Annotated in this window: 16 protein-coding genes; 7 read left to right on the top strand and 9 right to left on the bottom strand. The window is 73.1% G+C overall.

The features are described 5' to 3' along the window. Window positions 1-42: 42 nt before the first annotated feature. Together leuA and ABZV78_RS22650 are read right to left on the bottom strand one after the other, a co-directional pair. A complete protein-coding gene (gene leuA, locus ABZV78_RS22655; protein ID WP_355641485.1) occupies window positions 43-1794 on the bottom strand; it encodes a 2-isopropylmalate synthase in 1752 nt (583 codons plus the stop codon). Window positions 1795-2032: 238 nt separating this feature from the next. Continuing rightward, entirely contained in the window at window positions 2033-3316 is a 1284-nt protein-coding gene (locus ABZV78_RS22650; RefSeq protein ID WP_355641483.1) for an MFS transporter, read from the bottom strand. A 78-nt stretch (window positions 3317-3394) separates the two neighbouring features. On the opposite strand from ABZV78_RS22650, the gene ABZV78_RS22645 reads away from it, so the two are divergent. Then, window positions 3395-4381, top strand: a complete 987-nt coding sequence (locus ABZV78_RS22645; protein WP_355641481.1) for an ArsR family transcriptional regulator — start codon at window positions 3395-3397, stop codon at window positions 4379-4381. A 15-nt stretch (window positions 4382-4396) separates the two neighbouring features. On the opposite strand, the gene ABZV78_RS22640 is transcribed toward ABZV78_RS22645, so the two are convergent. Continuing rightward, window positions 4397-4927: a nitroreductase family protein gene (locus ABZV78_RS22640; protein WP_355641479.1), complete on the bottom strand. Its 531-nt coding sequence runs from the start codon at window positions 4925-4927 to the stop codon at window positions 4397-4399. Window positions 4928-5011: 84 nt separating this feature from the next. Next, complete coding sequence (locus ABZV78_RS22635; protein ID WP_355641477.1) at window positions 5012-5794, bottom strand: hypothetical protein; 783 nt, start codon at window positions 5792-5794, stop codon at window positions 5012-5014. Window positions 5795-6034: 240 nt separating this feature from the next. Between ABZV78_RS22635 and ABZV78_RS22630 the strand changes: the two genes are divergently transcribed. Both ABZV78_RS22630 and ABZV78_RS22625 read left to right on the top strand, forming a co-directional pair. Beyond that, window positions 6035-7300, top strand: coding sequence for an aspartate kinase (locus ABZV78_RS22630; RefSeq protein ID WP_355641475.1), 1266 nt, complete (start codon window positions 6035-6037; stop codon window positions 7298-7300). A gap of 5 nt (window positions 7301-7305) precedes the next feature. Further along, window positions 7306-8367, top strand: coding sequence for an aspartate-semialdehyde dehydrogenase (locus tag ABZV78_RS22625; RefSeq protein WP_355641473.1), 1062 nt, complete (start codon window positions 7306-7308; stop codon window positions 8365-8367). Between the two features lie 61 nt (window positions 8368-8428). Here the strand turns inward: ABZV78_RS22625 and ABZV78_RS22620 are convergent, their stop codons facing one another. Next, a complete protein-coding gene (locus ABZV78_RS22620; RefSeq protein WP_355641471.1) occupies window positions 8429-9904 on the bottom strand; it encodes a diguanylate cyclase in 1476 nt (491 codons plus the stop codon). Between the two features lie 175 nt (window positions 9905-10079). On the opposite strand from ABZV78_RS22620, the gene ABZV78_RS22615 reads away from it, so the two are divergent. After that, a complete protein-coding gene (locus ABZV78_RS22615; protein ID WP_355641469.1) occupies window positions 10080-10859 on the top strand; it encodes a phosphodiesterase in 780 nt (259 codons plus the stop codon). A 295-nt stretch (window positions 10860-11154) separates the two neighbouring features. On the opposite strand, the gene ABZV78_RS22610 is transcribed toward ABZV78_RS22615, so the two are convergent. Then, window positions 11155-11721 (bottom strand): hypothetical protein, encoded by a 567-nt coding sequence (locus ABZV78_RS22610; RefSeq protein WP_355641468.1) that lies wholly within the window; start codon window positions 11719-11721, stop codon window positions 11155-11157. Window positions 11722-12026: 305 nt separating this feature from the next. Between ABZV78_RS22610 and ABZV78_RS22605 the strand changes: the two genes are divergently transcribed. Together ABZV78_RS22605 and ABZV78_RS22600 are read left to right on the top strand one after the other, a co-directional pair. Next, entirely contained in the window at window positions 12027-12539 is a 513-nt protein-coding gene (locus tag ABZV78_RS22605; protein WP_355641466.1) for a SigE family RNA polymerase sigma factor, read from the top strand. A 1-nt stretch (window position 12540) separates the two neighbouring features. Further along, entirely contained in the window at window positions 12541-13833 is a 1293-nt protein-coding gene (locus ABZV78_RS22600) for a hypothetical protein (RefSeq protein ID WP_355641464.1), read from the top strand. A 303-nt stretch (window positions 13834-14136) separates the two neighbouring features. Here ABZV78_RS22600 and ABZV78_RS22595 read toward each other — a convergent pair whose 3' ends face one another. Beyond that, window positions 14137-14940, bottom strand: a complete 804-nt coding sequence (locus ABZV78_RS22595; RefSeq protein WP_355641462.1) for an alpha/beta hydrolase — start codon at window positions 14938-14940, stop codon at window positions 14137-14139. A gap of 285 nt (window positions 14941-15225) precedes the next feature. Between ABZV78_RS22595 and ABZV78_RS22590 the strand changes: the two genes are divergently transcribed. Then, window positions 15226-16965 carry a bifunctional metallophosphatase/5'-nucleotidase gene (locus ABZV78_RS22590; protein WP_355641460.1) on the top strand — a complete coding sequence of 580 codons (1740 nt, stop codon included), beginning with the start codon at window positions 15226-15228 and terminating at the stop codon, window positions 16963-16965. Between the two features lie 69 nt (window positions 16966-17034). Here ABZV78_RS22590 and ABZV78_RS22585 read toward each other — a convergent pair whose 3' ends face one another. Further along, window positions 17035-18315 (bottom strand): MFS transporter, encoded by a 1281-nt coding sequence (locus tag ABZV78_RS22585; RefSeq protein WP_355641459.1) that lies wholly within the window; start codon window positions 18313-18315, stop codon window positions 17035-17037. 88 nt (window positions 18316-18403) lie between these two features. Next, the gene (locus ABZV78_RS22580) at window positions 18404-19480 is read right to left on the bottom strand and encodes a hypothetical protein (protein WP_355641457.1); all 1077 of its coding nucleotides are present in this window, start codon (window positions 19478-19480) and stop codon (window positions 18404-18406) included. Window positions 19481-19542 lie beyond the last annotated feature (62 nt).

Genomic DNA, 19542 nt, shown 5'->3' with positions numbered 1-19542 from the left:
CGGCCGGTCGGGCCCGGGAGAGCGGGCCCGACCAGCCGTCGGTCAGCTCCGGGCGCGGTTGACCGCGCTGGTGACCGCCTTGATCGACGCGGTCACGATGTTGGCGTCCACCCCGACGCCCCAGACGGTCACACCGTCCACCTCGCACTCCACGTACGCGGCGGCCTGCGCGTCCCCGCCGGAGGAGAGCGCGTGCTCGTGGTAGTCGAGCACCCGTACCGCCACGCCCACCGACTGCAGCGCGTTGACGTACGCGTCGATCGGGCCGTTGCCGACCGCGGTGAGCGGGTGGACCTCTCCGTCGTAGCCGACCCGGGCCTCGATCTCGACCTTGCCGTCGGCGGTGCCGATGGCGTAGCCGGCCAGCGTGACCGCCGGGTCGACCTGGTGGTCGACCAGATAGTTGCGGGCGAAGATCTCCCACATGGTGCCCGGCTCGACCTCGCCGCCGTCGTGGTCGGTGACCTGCTGGACCACGCCGGAGAACTCGATCTGGAGGCGGCGCGGCAGGTCGAGCTGGTGCTCGGACTTCATGATGTACGCGACGCCGCCCTTGCCGGACTGCGAGTTGACCCGGATGACCGCCTCGTAGGTGCGGCCCAGGTCCTTCGGGTCGATCGGCAGGTAGGGCACCGCCCAGGTGAACTCGTCGACCGGCACCCCGGCCGCCGCCGCATCGGTGTGCAGGGCGTCGAAGCCCTTCTTGATCGCGTCCTGGTGCGAGCCGGAGAAGGCGGTGTAGACCAGGTCGCCCGCGTACGGGTGACGCTCGTGCACCGGCAGCTGGTTGCAGTATTCGACGGCGCGCTTGATCTCGTCGATGTTCGAGAAGTCGATCATCGGGTCGATGCCCTGCGAGAACAGGTTCAGCCCCAGGGTGACCAGGTCGACGTTGCCGGTGCGCTCGCCGTTGCCGAACAGGCAGCCCTCGATCCGGTCGGCGCCGGCCAGCAGGCCCAGCTCGGCGGCGGCCACCCCGGTGCCCCGGTCGTTGTGCGGATGCAGGCTCAGCACCAGGCTGTCGCGGCGGGGCAGGTGCCGGTGCATCCACTCGATCGAGTCGGCGTAGACGTTCGGCATGGCCATCTCGACGGTGGCCGGCAGGTTGACGATCAGCTTCCGGTCCGGGGTCGGGTCGACCACCTCGATGACCTTGGCGCAGACCTCCAGCGCGTATTCCAGCTCGGTGCCCGTGTAGGACTCCGGCGAGTACTCGTAGTGGATGTCGGTGTCCGGGGTGTGGATCTCCGCGTACTTCTGGCAGAGCCGGGCGCCGGTGGCGGCGATGTCGGTGATGCCGTCGCGATCCAGGCCGAAGACCACCCGGCGCTGGAGCGTCGAGGTGGAGTTGTAGAAGTGCACGATGGCCCGGCGGGCGCCGCGCAGCGACTCGAAGGTCCGGTCGATCAGGTGCTCCCGGCACTGGGTCAGCACCTGGATGGTGACGTCCTCCGGGATCAGGTCCTGCTCGATCAGCTGGCGGACGAAGTCGTAGTCGGTCTGGCTGGCCGAGGGGAAGCCGACCTCGATCTCCTTGTAGCCCATCTGCACCAGCAGCTGGAACATCCGGCGCTTGCGCTCCGGGGACATCGGGTCGATCAGTGCCTGGTTGCCGTCACGGAGGTCCACGGCGCACCAGCGGGGCGCGGCCTCGACGCGGCGGGCGGGCCAGGCGCGGTCCGGCAGGTCGAACCGGAACTGCTGGTGGTAGGGCAGGTAACGCTGGAACGGCATCCGGCTGGGGCGCTGCCGGGCGATCGGATCGGTTTCAGCGTCGGTGACAGGTTGAGCCATGTCGAAGTGCTCCCTGGGAACATGTGGCGTCAGCAGATCGGAAGGTGTCGGCGAAATGCCGGGCGACGGTGCGCGGCAGTGCCGAGAGGAAGTTCGGATGTGCTGGACGGCGCGGTTCAACTCCGCGACGAGGTGCCGGCCGGTCAGGCCTCGTCGCGGCAGCCAAGAAGAAGGTACGCCCGCCACATGACAAGGTCACCCTACGTGGTGAGATCGGCGGTGGGAAGCCAGGTCCGGACTATGGGACCGGTGTCACGGTCTCCTCCGGGGCCGGGGCCGGGGCCGGGGCGCCCAGCCGCGGCGTCCGCCCGGCCCAGGCCACCACGGGCACGAGCGCCACCCCGACGAGCGCGAAGACCGCTGCCGTCGGGAACCAGCCCCAGCCGCCGGTGGTCACCCCGAGCGCGGTCAGGCCCGCCGGGGCGATCAGGTACTGAAGCTGCGTGCCGAGCCGGAACGCCCCCACGTACGCGCCGCGGTGGGCGGCCGGCGGCAGGGTGGCGGTGAGCCCCCAGGTGCCCGCCGACTCGACCAGCTCGGCCACGATCAGCAGCGTCGCGGCGGCCACCAGCACCACCAGGGTGAGGGTGCCCCGGGTCACCCCGGAGATCGGCAGGACCAGGCAGAACAGGGCGATCAGCAGGGCGCCTCGGCGGGACGCCCGGGCCGCGCCCGGCGCGGTGTCGGCACCCCGGCTGGCGCGTACCTGGAGCAGCACGATGAGGACCGTGTTGAGCAGCACCAGCCCGGCGATCACCGTCTTCGGGGCGTCGGTGTGGGTGAGGATCCAGAGCGGCATCACCGTCAGGTAGAGCGTCTGGTGCGCGGTGAGCAGCCCGGAGAGCAGCGACACCGCCATGAACGGGCGGTCCCGCAGCACGGCGAGCCGGCTCATCGGCTCCGCCGTCCTGGCGGCCTGCGGCAGCCGGGGCAGCCGCCGCACGAAGAGCGCCGTCACCAGGAAGACCGCCGCGATGAACCAGACCATCCCCCGGTACGCCGCGATCGTGTCCACCGCCAGCACCAGGCCGCTGATCACCGCACCCAGGCCGAACCCGACGTTCAGCGACGAGCGCTGGTAGGCCATCGCGGTGACGCGTTCGGCTGGCGGAAGCGCGTTGATCGAGTAGACCTGCCGGGCCACGCCGCTCGCGGCGTCGACGGCGGCCAGCGCCACCACCACGGCGAGGAAGCCGGCGAAGCCGCCCACGAAGGGGTACGCCGCGAAGAGCGCCGCGTCCAGCACCAGCCCGACCAGCCAGACCCGCTGCGGTCCGTACCGGTCGGTGAGCCCGCCCAGCGGCACCGTGCCCAGCAGCGACACCCCCGCTGCGATGGACAGGCCCAGCCCCACCTGGGCGGCGCTGAGCCCGAGCGCCCGGGTGAAGAAGACGGCGCTGCCGGCCTGGAACAGGCCGTTGCCGACGGCGTAGACCATGGCCTGCACGGCCAGGGCGCGGGTCAACCCGGCTGGCGGTACGACGTGCCGGACGGCGGTGCGGATGGTGTCTCTGGCCCCCATGGCGGGTGAGTGAACCGTGCCCCCATCGATCCCGTCGAGCCTTTTAGTCTGGGGCGAATCCTGCGTCCGGGGGTGTGCGTGTCCGAGTTGCGGTTCAGCCTGGCCGACGTCGCGGGAGTGCGGTTCGCCGTATCGCCGGCCAACGAGACGGTGCTGAGCATGTGGGCGCTGGCCGATCCGGTCCGTTACGCCGTGCATCTGCCCTGGATCGACCGGGCCCGGCTGACGCTGCGCCGTCCGGAGGTGGCCGACCGGGTCCGCCCGCTGGTGGAGCTGACCCGGCCGCGCCGCTGGCTGCCCGACTTCCTCACGCCGGCGGCCCGGCCGGGCATGGAGATGTCCGAGCAGCTCGACCAGATCGCGGCGACGCCGCCGGACGTGGTGGTTCAGGATCTGCTGGCGACAACCCCACGAGGGCCGCTGAGCCCGTTCGGGCAGGCGCTGCTCGCCGATCCCCGCGGGCTGCTGCCGCAGCTCGTCGACGCGATGCGGGTCTGGTACGACGAGGCGATCGCCCCGGACTGGACGCGGATGCGGGCGCTGCTCGACGCCGACGTCGCGTATCGTGCCGCCCAGCTTGCCGAGGGCGGTGCCGGTCGGTTGTTCGCGCAGCTCCACCCGAGCCTGCGTTGGCTGGGCGACCGGGTGGTCAGCGACGACCCGTTCGAGCGCGACTTCGACCTCCGTGGGCGAGGGCTGGCGCTGAACCCGAGCGTGTTCACCGACCGGCGGGTGCTGTGGAACCTGCTGGAGGACTCGCTGCCGGCCGGGGCGTACCCGGTCCGGGCGGTCGGGACGCTCTGGGAGCGGGTTCCGGCCCCGCCCGGGGATCCGCTGGCCCGGGTGGTGGGCGTCGGCCGAGCCTCGCTGCTGCACCTGCTCGATTCGGCGCTGACCACCACCGACCTGGCCCGGCTCACCGGGATGTCGTGCGGGAACGTGTCGCAGCACCTGACCGCCCTGCACGCCGCCGGCCTGGTCTCGCGGTCCCGGGAGGGCCGGCACGTCCGCTACCGCAACACCGACGCCGCGATGGTTCTGCTCCAGGCCAGCCGAGGCGGGTGACCCGGGCCGTGGTGATCAGGTGAGGAGCAGGGAGTCCAGCGGCCGGCGGCGGCGCAGTCTGGTCTCCCGGTCCCGCAGGTCGTCGGGGAGGGCGAACGGGTCGCCGAGCCGCCCGATCGCGACGACCACCGCGGGCCGGATCCCGACCGCCAGGTCCAGCTCGGTGGCGAGGCCGACGCGGTCGAAGCGGGTGAGCTGGTGCACGTGCAGGCCGAGCGCGGTGGCCTGCACGGTCAGGTGGGCGACGGCCTGACCCAGGTCGTACGCGGCCCGTTCCGGGTCGCCGCCGGTGTGCGCGGCGAGCAGCAGCGCAGCGGCGTGCCGGGCCCAGCGCTGGTCGCCGTCCGGCAGGCTGACCAGGATCCGCTTCCAGGCGCTGTCCTCCCGGTGCCCGAGCGCGAACCGCCAGGGCTGGGCGTTGCCGGCCGAGGGCGCCCAGCGGGCCGCCTCCAGCAGGGAGGCCGTCTCGTCCTCGGTGAGCCGCGCGGCCGGGTCGAAGGCGCGCGGGCTCCAGCGGAAGGCGAGCAGCGGGGTGAGGTCGGCCATGCGGAGAGCATCCCGCACGGACGTCTTACGCCCTCGACACCCCCGGTCAGATGTGGCCAATAGCACCCGTAACGGACATCGGGGTCAGGGCGTTCCCGCGCTCGGGCTGTCGGACGGCGACGGCGCCTCCCCGCTCACCGGCTCGCCCTCGCCGACCGGCCCGGCCAGCTGCACGGTGGCCGGGGCCGCACCGGGCTCGCCGGCCAGCCGGAGGGTGCCGAAGGAGGCCCGGACCGCCGCCGGGGTGCCGTCCGGCCGGTAGCAGTAGATGCCCACGTCCAGCGGGGCGTTCAGCGAGGCCGAGGTCGACTCGACCGAGTAGCAGTCGCCGCTCACCCCGGGCAGCGGGGCGGCCGGCGACACCGCGAGCGGGGCGCGCCGGTCGGTGAGCACCTCCAGCCAGTCGGTGAACGGGTGCTGTACCCGTGGGTCCAGCTTCCGGGGCACGGCGTCGTCGGCGTCGCCGAGGCGTACGCAGCCCGCCGGCTGCGCCCAGCCGGCCGAGGGCAGGGCGCACTGGAAGAGCCCGTCCGCGGTCGCGGCGAGCGAGACGTCGACGGCGCCGCCCTGCCCCCAACCGGGCACGTCCACCCGCCAGGTGCCGTCGTTGGCGCTGGTCACCGCGACCGTCCGGGCCGCGCCCCCGGCCGGCTCGAAGGCGTACGTGGCGGTGAGGTGCCGGTCCTGGGCGGCGGCGGCCAGCGCGGCCAGCTCGTCACGGGCCGCGTCCACCTCGGCCGGGACCGGGTCGGCGGTGCTGGTCGGGGCCGGGCTCGGCAGGTCGGCGGTGCAGGCGGCCAGGAGCGCCGGCAGGGTGAGCGCCAGGGTGCCGGCCAGCCGCCGGGCCGCGCGTCGGTGTGCGTGCACCGGGACATTCTGCGGTGCCCGCCCGGGTCCGGGAGCCCGCCGTACGGGTGTTCCGCCCGGCGTGTCGCGCGGCCCGGCCGGCGGCGGTGAGCCGCCCCACGCCGGGCCGGATGGTGGGATCACCCGACCCGGCGTCGTTCGGCGCCGGATACCCTGGGGAGGTCTGACACGCGCCGCCGGACCGAAGAACCCGGCGGCGTCGGCACGCTCAGGGTCGTCGCTGGGAGGGAGTGCACCGTCGTGGCACTCGTGGTGCAGAAGTACGGCGGGTCCTCCGTCGCCAACGCCGAGCGGATCAAGCGGGTGGCCGAGCGCATCGTGGCCGCGCGCAAGGCCGGCGACGACGTGGTCGTGGTGGTCTCCGCCATGGGGGACACCACCGACGAGCTGCTCGACCTGGCCAACCAGGTCAGCCCGCTGCCGCCCGGCCGCGAGCTGGACATGCTGCTCACCGCTGGGGAGCGGATCTCCATGGCGCTGCTCGCCATGGCCATCCACAACCTGGGGTACGAGGCCCGCTCGTTCACCGGCTCCCAGGCCGGCGTGCTCACCACCTCGGTGCACGGCCGGGCCCGGATCATCGACGTCACCCCGGGCCGCCTCAAGGGCGCGCTGGACGAGGGCGCGGTGGTCATCGTGGCCGGCTTCCAGGGCGTCTCGCAGGACACCAAGGACGTCACCACGCTGGGCCGGGGCGGGTCGGACACCACCGCCGTGGCCCTCGCCGCCGCGCTCGACGCGGACGTCTGCGAGATCTACACCGACGTGGACGGCGTCTTCACCGCCGACCCGCGGATCGTGCCGAACGCCCGGCACATCAAGCACATCACCTACGAGGAGATGCTGGAACTGGCCGCCTGCGGCGCGAAGGTGCTGCACCTGCGCAGCGTCGAGTACGCCCGGCGCGCGGGGTTGCCGATCCACGTCCGTTCGTCATACTCGACCAACACCGGCACGATGGTCACCGGATCGATGGAGGACCTTCCTGTGGAACAGGCACTGATCACCGGGGTCGCCCACGACCGCAACGAGGCGAAGATCACCATCGTCGGCGTGCCCGACGAGCCGGGCGCCGCCGCGCGGATCTTCGACACCGTGGCCGGCGCCGAGATCAACATCGACATGATCGTGCAGAACGTGTCCACCGAGGGCACCGGCCGCACCGACATCTCGTTCACGCTGCCCAAGACCGACGGCCCGACCGCCATGGCGGCGCTCAGCAAGATCCAGGAGTCGGTCAAGTTCAAGGGCCTGCTCTACGACGACCACGTCGGCAAGGTCTCCCTGATCGGCGCCGGCATGCGCTCGCACCCGGGTGTCGCGGCCGGCTTCTTCGCCGCCCTCGGCGCCGCCGGCGTGAACATCGAGATGATCTCCACCTCGGAGATCCGGGTCTCGGTGGTCTGCCGGGACACCGACCTCGACAAGGCGGTCCGGGCCATCCACGACGCCTTCGACCTGGGCGGTGACACCGAGGCGGTCGTCTACGCCGGCACCGGGCGGTAGTGCGGATGTCGTCGCTGCCCACCCTCGCCGTGGTCGGGGCGACCGGCGCCGTCGGCACGGTGATGTGCCAGATCCTCTCCTCCCGTCGCAACGTGTGGGGCGAGATCCGGCTGCTCGCCTCCGAGCGCTCGGCCGGCCGCCAGATCCAGTGCCGGGGCGAACTGCTGACCGTTCAGGCGCTCACCCCCGAGGCGTTCGACGGCGTGGACGTGGCGATGTTCGACGTCCCGGACGCGGTCTCGGCCGAGTGGGCCCCGGTCGCGGTCAGCCGGGGCGCGGTCGCGGTCGACAACTCCGGCGCGTTCCGGATGGACCGGGACGTCCCGCTGGTCGTCCCCGAGATCAACCCCGAGCAGGTCCGCAACCGGCCGAAGGGGATCATCGCCAACGCCAACTGCACCACCCTGGCGATGATCGTGGCGATCGCCCCGCTGCACCGCGAGTACGGCCTGCGCGAGCTGGTCCTCGCCTCCTACCAGGCGGTCTCCGGGGCGGGGCAGGCCGGCGTGGACGCGCTGCACGCCCAGCTCGGCAAGATCGCCGGGGACCGGGTGCTCGGCTCCCGGCCGGGCGACGTCCGGCAGGCGGTCGGCGACGAACTGGGCCCGTTCCCGGCGCCGCTGGCGCTCAACGTGGTGCCCTGGGCCGGCTCGCTGGCGGACGGCGGCTGGTCGTCCGAGGAGCTGAAGATGCGCAACGAGTCGCGCAAGATCCTCGGGCTGCCCGACCTCAAGGTCTCCGCCACCTGCGTCCGGGTGCCGGTGGTGACCGGTCACTCGGTCGCCGTGCACGCGGTCTTCGCCACCGAGGTGGACGCCGAGGGGGCCCGCGAGGTGCTGCGCAACGCGCCCGGCGTGATCCTGGTCGACGACCCGGCCGCCGGCGAGTTCCCCATGCCGATCGACGCGGTGGGCACCGACCCGTCCTGGGTCGGCCGGATCCGCCGCGCCGTCGACGATCCGCGCGCCCTCGACCTCTTCGTCACCGGCGACAACCTCCGCAAGGGTGCCGCCCTCAACACCGCCCAGATCGCCGAGCTCCTGGCAAAGGAGCTGACCCGCCCCTGACCGCCCGCGATCTTGCCCTTTGTGCCCGGGCAGACCGGGTGTGATGCCGCGAGGCAGGGGGTCAGGCGGCGGAGAGGTGCACGCCGTCGCGGCCGTGCCGCTTCACCGCGTAGAGGGCCTGGTCGGCGCGGCGCAGGGTCCGCTCCGGCGTCTCGCCGGGTCGGGGCAGGGCGACGCCCACGCTGATCGTCCGGCCGGTGCGGCGGGCGGCGTCGGTCAGTCGCTCGGCGATCCGGACGGCCTCCTCGGGGCGGCTCACCTCGATCACCGCGACGAACTCGTCGCCGCCGGTCCGGTACAGCTCGTCGCCCTGGCGCAGCGCACCCTCCAGCGCCCGGGCCAGCCCCACCAGCAGCCGGTCGCCGGCCTGGTGGCCGTAGGTGTCGTTGACGTCCTTGAAGCCGTCCACGTCGATCGCCAGCAGGGCGGTACGCCCCGGCGTGGCGCTCGCGATGCGCTGCCCGAAGGGCCCGGTGTGGCGCAGCCCGGTGAGCGGGTCCGAGCTGGCCTGCTCGCGCAGCTGGGCGAGCGTACGCAGCCGGTCGAGGCAGATCCACGCCTGCCCGGCCAGCAGCTCGATCAGGTTGACCGTGGTCGGGTCCGGGCGCAGCAGCCGCTCGTCGGCGACCAGCAGCACCCCGCCGCCGTCCGGCGGGCCGACCGGCACCGCCACGAGGGTGCGCGCCCCGGCCCGGGTCAGCGGCAGGTAGTCCTCGGTCGGCGGGTGCCCCTCCTCGCCCAGCGTGTACGCCGAGCCGTGCCGGTGCGCCCGGTCGATCATCCGGGCGAGCGCCGCCGGGCCGGCCTCGGCCAGCTCCGCCCGGATCCGGCCCTCCAGCGCGTCGGGCGTGCCCGTGGGCGCGCCCAGCCGGGGCTCGCGCGGGCCGGCGAGGATCAGCACGGCGGCCGAGAGGGCCGAGACGTCCCGGGCCGCGCCGATCGCGGCGGTCATCAGGTCCCAGTCGGTGGGGGCGGTGGTCATGGCGGCGGTGTGCCGGAGCAGCTTCTCGCTGCGGCTCTCGGCCGGCGGTCCGCCGAGCGCACCGAGCCGGGTGCCGAGCCGGTCGGCCAGCCGCTGCGCGGTCGCCCGCCACCGGTCCGTCTCGACCGGGCCGCTCCACTGGAGGTCCAGCACGCCGAGCGGCTGGCCGGCCCGGTCCCGCACCGGCACGCAGATCTCGGCGGTGACGTCGGGGCGTACCGGGAGGTAGTCGGGGTCGGCGGTCACGTCGGGGACGGTGGCGGGCTCGCCGGAGTCGTACACCCGGCCGACGATCGACGGCTCCGGGTCGCGGCGCGGCGTCAGGCGCGCCGAGCCGGAGTTGTCGCCCGCGGTCTTCGACGGCACGGTCGAGAAGACCTGCCAGGCGCCGGTTGCCGCGACGCAGCGGAGCCGGTCGTGGACCTGGAGCAGGATCGAGATCGTCGCCGGGGTGTGCCGGGCCAGCGCCGCGACGGTCCACTGGCACGCCTCCAGCGCGGTCGACGCCATCGGAAGGCGGACCGTGACGTCCCGGACGACTCGCTCGTGATCCACGTCGTTCCTGCTCGGAGGGGGCGGGGCGCGATCAAGGGTACCCATCGGGGGAGCCGGCGACCTTCGTACACATGTGCTATCCACAGGCTGTGGACGGGGGCTGTGGGTGCGGCGGGGCCGCGCGGCGGGGGCCGGCGACGATAGCGTGAAGGTCCCGGCTCGTCAGGAGGCGCCGATGCTCATCGCCCAGCTCAGCGACCCGCACGTGACCACCGGGCCGCTCGCCGCCGAGCCGGCGTCCGGGCTGCACCGGGCGCTCGGCCGGGTGCTCGCCCTGCGCCCCCGGCCGGACTGCGTGGTGATCACCGGCGACCTGGTGGGCAACGGCCGCCCGGACGAGTACCTCGCGTTGCGCGAGATCGTCGCCCGATTCCCGCTGCCCGTCCACCTCGCCGCCGGCAACCACGACGACCGGGAGTCGCTGCTCGACACCTTCGGCGGCACCCCGTACCTGGGTGGCGGCTTCTCGGCCCACTACCACGTGGACCAGCCGGACGGGACGCTCGTGGTGCTCGACTCGCACGCCCCCGGCGACGCCGCCGGGCGGCTCGGCGAGGATCAGCTCGGCTGGCTCGACGGGGTGCTCGCCGGCCGCACCGAGGTGCCCGCCGTGGTGTGCCTGCACCATCCGCCGGTGGCGGTCGGCGTCCCGGCCATGGACGCCATGGGGCTCACCGACGCCGCAGCCCTCGCCGAGGTGATCGGGCGCCACCCCCACGTGGTCCGCGTCGCCGCCGGCCACCTGCACCGGCCGGTGACCAGCGCCTTCGCCGGCACGGTGCTGACCACCGCGCCGAGCACCTGGATGCAGGTGAGCCTGGCCATGGCGGACGACTCGGAGATCGGGTGGGTCGCCGAACCGACCGCGTTCCTGCTGCACCGGGTGGCCGACGGCGGCTGCGTCACGCACACCGTCCAGGTCAGCCACGCCGCCGGGCGGACCTGCTGGTTCTGAGCGAGCGGCTCCTCTGGTAGGTCGCTTGCGGCTCCAACCTGCACGCGGCGCGGCTCGACCGCTACCTGCGCGGCGGGCCGGCCGTGCGGGGCTACCTGGTGACGGTCGAGCGGTTCGCCGACATCGCGGCGCAGGAGATGTACCGGCCGCCCGGCACGGACCTGGACCTGGTCCGGGTGGCGGCGCGGGTCCGCCACCTGGCCGAGGACGCGGCCGCCGGGGCGGGACGCGGTGGAGGCCGCCGGGACCGCGTCCCGGTGGCCTCCACCCCTCAGCTCCGGGGAATCGGAATGGATCAGAGCGCCCGGAGGATCCGGTTGAGCAGGGCGACGATCCCGTTCAGGGCGCCGCCGGCGCCGCCGGTGTTGTCGAGCAGGCCGGCGACGGCGCAGAGCAGGTTGCCGAGCAGGTTGCCCGGGCCCTGCTGTGCGGTGATGTCGAGCACGACCTCGTCGAGGTGCACCTGAAGACCGAGCAGGTTCAGGTCCAGCGGGCCGAGATCGAGATTGAGGATGTCGCAGGTGGCACTGGCCTGGACCGGCACGGTGATCTGCTGGCTGATCGCGCCGAGCGAGGTGCCGGCGGAGTTGGTGAGGGTGCCGGCCAGCGTGCCGACGGCGGCGAGCTGACCGTTCTGGTTGACGAAACGGGTGGGCGTGAAGGTGCCGGTGAAGTTACCGACTCCGCCCAGCGCGTCGGTGAAGCTGCCGGTGACGGGAGTGCTCACCGCGGACGCCGCGGGGGCGGCCGCCGGCGCCTGCTGGCTCACCGGGGCGGCCTGCGCCACACCCGTCGTGGCGAGGACCAGTCCTACGCTCGCGGCCAGGGCGACGGAGGCGGTCCGGAGACGTGCTGCATGCATGAACTCTTCCTTCCTCTGGCTCTCTCGTGCGTCCATCCGGTACCCCTGGACAGCCCGACGATTCGAATAAAATCTTTCACTTTCGATCTGTTTCGGACAGCTCACCGCGGCTCACCGGCCTGTCGATCTACCCGATCGGTGCGCCAGCGCCGCGCGGTGCGGGGTTTGGTCGAGATCGGACAGTGGACGATTTCGACCGGCCGCCGGCGGTGGCCCACCGATCGGTCTCGGGGCGGATTGTCCCGATGCAACCCGGGTCGCGGGTGGATCCGTCACAGGTGCGGAGGGTCCCGGAGAGGAGCGGCATGCGGGCCGAGGACGAGACGGAGTACGTGGGGTACGTGACGGCGCGGTTACCCGTGCTGCACCGCACCGCGTACCTGCTGTGCGGTGACGCCCACCAGGCGGACGACATCGTGCAGACCACGCTCACCAAGCTGTACCGGCACTGGCGGCGAGCGGCCGGCGCGGACAACACCGACGCGTACGTCCGTCGGATGCTGGTCCGCACCTATCTCGACGACCGGCGCGGCGGCTGGTCCCGGATCCGGCTGATGTCGGAGACGCCGGACCGGCCGGTCCCCGGGGCGCCCGACATCGAGGACCGCCAAGCCGTCCGTGACCTGCTCGCCGGGCTGCCACCGACCCAACGGGCGGTGCTGACCCTGCGGTTCGCCTGCGACCTCTCGGTCGCCGAGGTGGCGCACCTGCTCCGCTGCTCCACGGGCAACGTCAAGAGTCACACCTCCCGCGGGCTCGCGGCGTTACGCCGCCGGCTCGACGTCGAGGCCCGCACCGACAACCGAGCAGGAGGATGACATGACCTGGGACGAGGAACAGGCGGGTCACGTCGTCCGTCGGACGTTGACCCGGGCACCCGTACCGCCCACCCGGGTGGAGGTCGGTGCGGTGCTGCTGGCCGGCCGACGGGCGGAGCGGCGGCGTCGCCGGCTCACCGTCGGGCTGGCGGCGATGGCGGTGCTCGCCGTCGGGCTCGGCTCGGCGGTGGTGGTGGGTCGGAGCGGGCCTGACCGGGGTCTGGACCAGGTCAGCGACCGCCCGCCCGAGATCCTGCCCACCCCCACGGTGGTGCCGGTCACCGTCACCGTCGCTGACGCCGCCGCGCCATGCGGGTACGAGCAGTACACGGTGCCGACGGAGGCGTGGTTCCCGCGGGTGTCCGCGGCCGACCCCACCGGCCGTTTCCTGGCCGGGACCGCCGAGGTGAGTGACAAGGCGGTCGAACAGGTGCGGTCCTACCTCGTGCTCTGGGACCGGGGCGGGCCGTCGCTCATCGACCTGCCCGGGGCGAGGGCGGAGGTGACCGCCGTGAACGCCGCCGGCGTCGTCCTCGGCACGAGCCGATCACGGGGAGAGGATCCCCGCGCCTCCTGGGTCTATCAGGACGGGGAGCTGCGGAACCTGACCCCGCCCCCGGGATACGAGCAGACCCTTCCGCTGGCGGTGAACGGCCGCGGTGACATCCTGGGGATGAGCAGCTCGGCCGGTCGCGGCAGCGCGCCGGTGGTCTGGTCGGCGGGCTCGGACGGGCCACCGCGGATGCTCGGTCAACCCGGGCCCGGTCGGGTCATCGGCTGGACCGACGACGGCACGGTGGTCTGGTTCGAAGCCGAAACGCCGACCGGGGGGACGGCGAGGATCCAGCTCCTGGGGGCCGACGGAAGCAGCGCGGTGTTGCCCGTTCCCGCCGGCTGGAGTCCGGGAAGCATGCGGTTCGAACAGCTGCCGATGCGAGGCGACTGGGTGGCCGGCATCATCCCCGGCGCCGACGAGAAGTCCCCACCGGCGATGTTGAACGTGCGGACCGGGCAGCTCGTCGTCTACCACGGCCTGGACACCCGCAATCACTTCAATGTGGTCGTCGGCCCGGACGGGAGGGTGCTGGCCGGCGTCCCGGGCCAGGGCTGGAAGCTGGTCGAGCGGGACGGCACCGCACGTACCGTTCCACTGCCCGCCGGTGCGGACCTCGAGTACGGGCCGCAGCCGGTTCTGATCGACGACGCGGGGACGATCCACGGAGCGGTGCACCCCGCCGAGCCGGGTTCGCGCCGGGGCGTCCGGGACGTGCCGACGGTCTGGCGCTGCCGCTGATGACAGGCCTTTGGCCGGATACCACCGGCGGACCGGCAGATGTTGACCGCCGATCGGTCGTGTTCGGCTCGTCCACAGATGTATTTACCTGTGGGAAGGTTGCGCGAGCAAGATTCTCCACGTGACATGAAAAGGCCGATCCCGAGGCACCCGGGTCGCGGACCCGGCCGCCTCGACCGACAACTGATCGTGGATCAGCAGGCGCCGCACCCTCCTGCTGGTCCGCCCCGCGCACGGCGCCGGCTCCCTGTCCCTGGGAGCCGGCGCCGTGGGCGTGAACCGGGCCCTCAGGGATTCCGGGATTCAGCCGAGCAGGGCGTCGCGCAACGCGGGGGCCAGCACCTCCGGCGGCACCTCGTGAAAGCCACCCGCCAGGCTGAGGTGGGTGGCACCGGGGATCACCCCGGCGGTCGCCACGGCCGCGTCCCGTAGCCACGGCGGGCTGCCGGTGCTGTCCAGCACCACGGTGGGGGCGGCGATCGTCGCGAGCCGGTCGGCGGGCAGTTCGCCGTAGCCGGTGACCGTGGTGTCGTAGGCCAGGGTGTGCGCCAGCCCCGCCATCCAGGCCCACTCCGGGGCGGCGCGCATCCCGCCGACCGCCTCGGCGGGCACGCCGACGGCGTCGGTCAGGAAGAGCGCGACCGCGTCGTCGCGCCGGCCGGACGAGACCAGGTCGCTCAACCGCTCGGCCAGCCCCGGCTTCCGGCCGCCGTGCGGACCGGCCTGGAACGGCGGCTCGAAGAGCGCCAGCCCGGTGACCGGAACGCCCTCGGCCGCCACGTAGGCGGCGAGGATCGCGCCGGAGGAGAGGCCGTAGAGGTGAGCGCCGCCGCCCGCCCGGTCGATCAGCGCGGCTACGTCCTCGATCTCGCGCTGCACCGCGTACGGCCCGGTGTCGCCGCTGTCGCCGCGGCCCCGCCGGTCGTAGCCGTAGACGGTGAAGTCGGCGGTGAGCGCGGCGCCCAGCGGGCGGGTGGTGCTCCGGTCGTTGAAGGCCCCGCCGACCAGGATGATCGGCGGGCCGTCGCCGGCCGTCTCGTAGGCGATCGTGGTGCCGTCGGCGGAGCGCACCGAGTCCACCGTCCAGTTGGTCCCGCTCGACTCCATGGCTACTTTCCTAGTCCATACCTCCGACAGCGGCGCGGCATCAAGGAATTCACCCGCCGGTCATGTCCGACTAGTCGGGCGTACCGGTGCAGGTTGCTGCCGGTATCCAATGTTGAGACGGACTGCCCCGGTCGACCGATCGCTTGACGGGTGGCAAGCTTGCTTCGGCAGGCGGCGTCCCCCCGACCGCCGTCATCCGCGATCGACCCCTGTCACGGCACGTCCAGGGTCACCGGTGCGAACCATCGCCCGGACAGCCACGCGCCGAGTCTCACGAGGAGTTCCATGTCCGTCCCCGGGATGCGCCGGGCCGCCGTCGGCCTGGCCGCACTCGCCGCGACCGCGTTCACCGCGGTCGCCGTCAACCCCAACCAGGCCGAGGCCGGCCCGAAGCCGGTCGACGTCAAGCTGCTCGCCATCAACGACTTCCACGGCAACCTCGAGCCGCCGACCGGCTCCAGCGGCTCCATCGCCGGGCAGCCCGCCGGTGGCGCGGCATACCTGGCCGCCCACCTCGACGCGCTGCGTGGCACCACCGAGGAGGAGCGGGAGCGCACCATCACGGTCGCCGCCGGTGACCTGATCGGCGCCTCGCCGCTGCTCTCCGCCGCGTTCCACGACGAGCCCACCATCGAGGAGATGAACCTCGCCGGGCTCGAGTTCACCAGCGTCGGCAACCACGAGTTCGACGAGGGCGCCACCGAGCTGCTCCGGATGCAGAACGGCGGCTGCCACCCGGTCGACGGCTGCGGCGACGGCACGCCGTTCGCGGGCGCCCAGTTCCAGTACCTCTCGGCGAACGCCTTCAAGACCGCCACCGGCAAGCCGCTGCTGCCGCCGTACGGCATCAAGAAGGTCGACGGCGTCAAGATCGGCTTCATCGGGATGACCCTGGAGGGCACCCCGCAGATCGTCAGCCAGCAGGGCGTCGCCGGCCTGTCCTTCGCGGACGAGGCGGACACCGCCAACAAGTACGCCCGCATCCTCCAGGCCCAGGGCGTGCAGTCGATCGTCGTGCTGCTCCACGAGGGTGGCGTGCAGAACGGCGGCGGCATCAACGACTGCACCGGGTTCAGCGGCCCGATCGTCGACATCGCGAACCGGATGGACCCGTCCATCGACGTGATCGTCAGCGGGCACACCCACGCCGCGTACAACTGCAACATCAACGGCAAGCTGGTCACCAGCGCCAGCTCGTTCGGCCGCCTGGTCACCGACATCGACCTGAAGGTCGACCGGCGCAGCGGCGACATCGTCAGCGCGTCGGCGAACAACGTCGTGGTCACCCGGACCGTCGACCCGGACCAGGCCACGAACGACCTGATCACCCACTACAAGACCGCCCTCGGCCCGGTGGCCGACAAGGTCGTCGGCGAGACCACGAGCGTGATCACCAAGACCCAGGAGAACCTGTACCAGACCGGGGTCGACGTCAACGGCAAGCCGACGTACCAGACCGGTGAGTCGCCGCTCGGCAACGTGATCGCCGACGCCCAGCTCGCGGCCACCGACAACGAGCAGAACGCGGTCGCCGCGTTCATGAACCCCGGTGGTGTCCGCGCCGACCTCGACGCCGGCCCGGTCACCTACGCCGAGGCGTTCACCGTCCAGCCGTTCGCCAACAACCTGGTGACGCTGGACCTGACCGGCGCGCAGCTCTACTGCCTGCTGGAGCAGCAGTTCACCACCGCCAAGGTGCTGTACGCGTCGTCGACCGTGCACTACGTCGTCGACGTGAACGGCACCACGGCGCCGGCCGCCACGCCGTGCAGCGGCACCCGCGTGGTCCGGGGCAGCCTCACCATCAACGGCACCCCGGTCACCGACACCGCGACCTACCGGGTCACGGTGAACAACTTCCTCGCCGGCGGTGGTGACGGCTTCAGCGTCCTCACCGGTGGCACGAACGCCGTCACCGGCATGATCGACCTGGACGCCTTCACCGCGTACCTGACCGAGAAGTCGCCGGTCTCCGCGCCGGCGCTGGACCGGATCCAGACCACCGCGGAGGTCCCCGCCGCCTGACGGCCGACCGCACGACAACGGGCCCCGGAGCTGATGCTCCGGGGCCCGTTCGTGTGCCGGCGGCGACCGCTAGGCGGGCGCGGGCTCCGGCTCACGGGCGGAGGCGGCGACGCGGCCGTCCTGCGCGGCGTTGAGCAGCGGGCGCAGCGACAGCGCCAGCACCGAGGCGGTCAGGCAGCCGCCCACCACGACCGCCACCCAGAGCCGGCCGTTGGCGGCGCCGATCAGCGGGCCTGCGGTGACCGGGCCGATGACGCCGCTGATCCCGAAGATCATCGAACTCATCGCGTTGTAGCGGCCGCGCAGCTCGTCGGTGGCGAGCGCGTTGGTCAGCGCCGGCATCACCGGCGAGAGCATCGTCTCACCGAACCCGAAGATCGCCGAGCAGGCCACCACGCCGAGCGCCGCGAGCAGCGCGTTGCCCGTGCCGACCACGCCGGCCGCGCCGAGGACCAGCCAGGCGGTCGCGAAGACCGCGCCCACCGCGGCGAGCGCGCCGGTCCGGCTCCGCCCCTCCATCCGGCGGATCACCAGCAGCTGGGAGAGCACGATCATCACGGTGTTGCCGGCGAGCGCCCAGGCCACCACCCGGGGCGACACCTCCACCACCCGCACCGAGTACGCGGCGAAGCCCACCTCGATCTGCGCGTAGCCGCAGGTGGTGAGGACCAGGCCGAAGAGGACCAGCCGGCGGAACGGCCGGTCCCGCAGCACCGCGAGGTAGCCCCCGGCCCCCGGCCCGGCGTCCACCGCCCGGTCCTCGACCAGCCGGTGCCCGACGTGCGGCAGGGTCAGCAGGATCAGGCCCGGCATCAGGTAGCTCACCGCGTCCAGCACGTAGATGGCCTGGAAGGTGACCGGCCGGGCCACGTCGACCACCGCGCCGGAGATCAGGCCGCCCACGCCGATGCCCAGGTTGAGCAGGGCGAAGTTCAACCCGAACACCCGCTGCCGCTCACCGTCGCCGGTCAGCGAGGCGAGGATGGTGTTCTGGCCGGCCCAGATCGCCGAGCTGCCGACGGCGACCAGCGTCATCACCCCGAACGCCGAGGCCGTCGAGTCGACCAGGGCCAGCGAGCCGGTGCCGACCGCCTCGATCGCCAGGCAGGGCAGCACCACCCGGCGCGCGCCGAACCGGTCGATCAGCGTGCCGCCCAGCGGCGACAGCGCCAGCGTCACCGCGCCGAACCAGCCGATCACCAGGCCGGCCCGGGCGTCGCTCAGCCCGCGTACGTCGGTGAGGTAGATGAACAGGAAGGGCAGGGTGAGGCCGCGCCCGACGGCCGACAGCAGGGTGCCGACCAGGATCCGACGGGCTTCCGGACGGGCGGGTAGGGAGCGGCGCAGCATGCCTGGATTCTGTTGCGGGGGTACGACAGGCGGCGAACGGTTTTCGGGTGGCCCACCTCACCCCGCTGCTCACGGGGTGAGGTGGGTCTCAGCCGACCGGCGTCGGTGTCGCCATCTCCGATCCCTCGGCCGTGGCGGCCGACGGGGACTCCTGGACCGTGGGGGCCGACGGTGACCCCTCGGCCGGGGTGGCCGACGGAGTCGTACCCGACGGGGTGGACACCGGTGAGGTGGACGCGGAGTCCGCGGGCGACGCGGTGTCGGCCGCCGGTGCGGTGGAGCCGGCGGGCGCCGACGGCGCGACGGACGGCGTGTCGGTGGGGCTCGGGGTCATGCCGGCGGCCGGCGTCGGGGTCGCAGCGGTCGGGGAGGGCGTGCCGCCGGCCGTCGCCGCGACCGCCGGGTCCTGCCCGATGATCGCCACGATCTGCGCCTTGAACCCCTCCAGGCGGGCCTGGATCTCCTGCGGACCGAGCCCCCGGATGTGCCGGCCGAACCGCTCGATCTCCCGCCACAGCGCGGTGATGCGGTCCTTCGTGTCGTCGCTCAGCCCCTCGGGCAGGGTGAACACGAGTTGCGAGGCCACCGCGTACGTCTGGCAGTCCCGGCAGGAGTAGTTCACGGCCGCCGAGACGTTCTCCGGCACGATCACGTCGGCGGGCCCGACGACGAGCACCACCTGGAACGAGACCGCCACCGTGCGGCAGTCCCGGCAGCTCGCCAGGGCGTACGCCTCGTTGCGGTTGTCGACGTCGCCCTCGTTCCCGTCGGCCCAGACAAGGGCGAACGCCACGTCGTAGACGGTGGAGCCGTCCCGGGTGTTGACCGCCAGGGCCTGGTTGTCACCCGGGCCCGGTGCCTCCGGCGGGTTGAACGGGAAGACCCAGGTCGATCGCGGGTGGCCGGCAGCCGCGGGCGAGACGGGCTCCCGGGGCACCAGGACGAGCGCCAGTCGCTGCTCGCCGGGGTTGGGTGGCGTGGTGGCACCGGGCCAGACGGTGGTCACCGTGCGCCGCTCCCCGACCCGGAGGTTCGGCTTGACCGCCGGCACGGCGGAATGCCGCTGCCCCGTGGGCAGCACGTCGGCGACGGTGCCGCGCTCGTGCTCCTGCACCGGCCGGTACTTCGCCGGGTCCGGCCACCAGGCCCAGACCAGCGCCGCCACCAGCGCGGCCGAGCACCTCCTCGGCCTTCGTGCCGGCGTAGACGTCGGCGGTGTCGAAGGTG

Source organism: Micromonospora sp. NPDC004540 (genome assembly GCF_040610095.1).
Classification (GTDB): Bacteria; Actinomycetota; Actinomycetes; order Mycobacteriales; family Micromonosporaceae; genus Micromonospora.
Note: the sequence above shows the minus strand (reverse complement) of the source record. Positions and strands in the feature narration are given on the sequence as shown.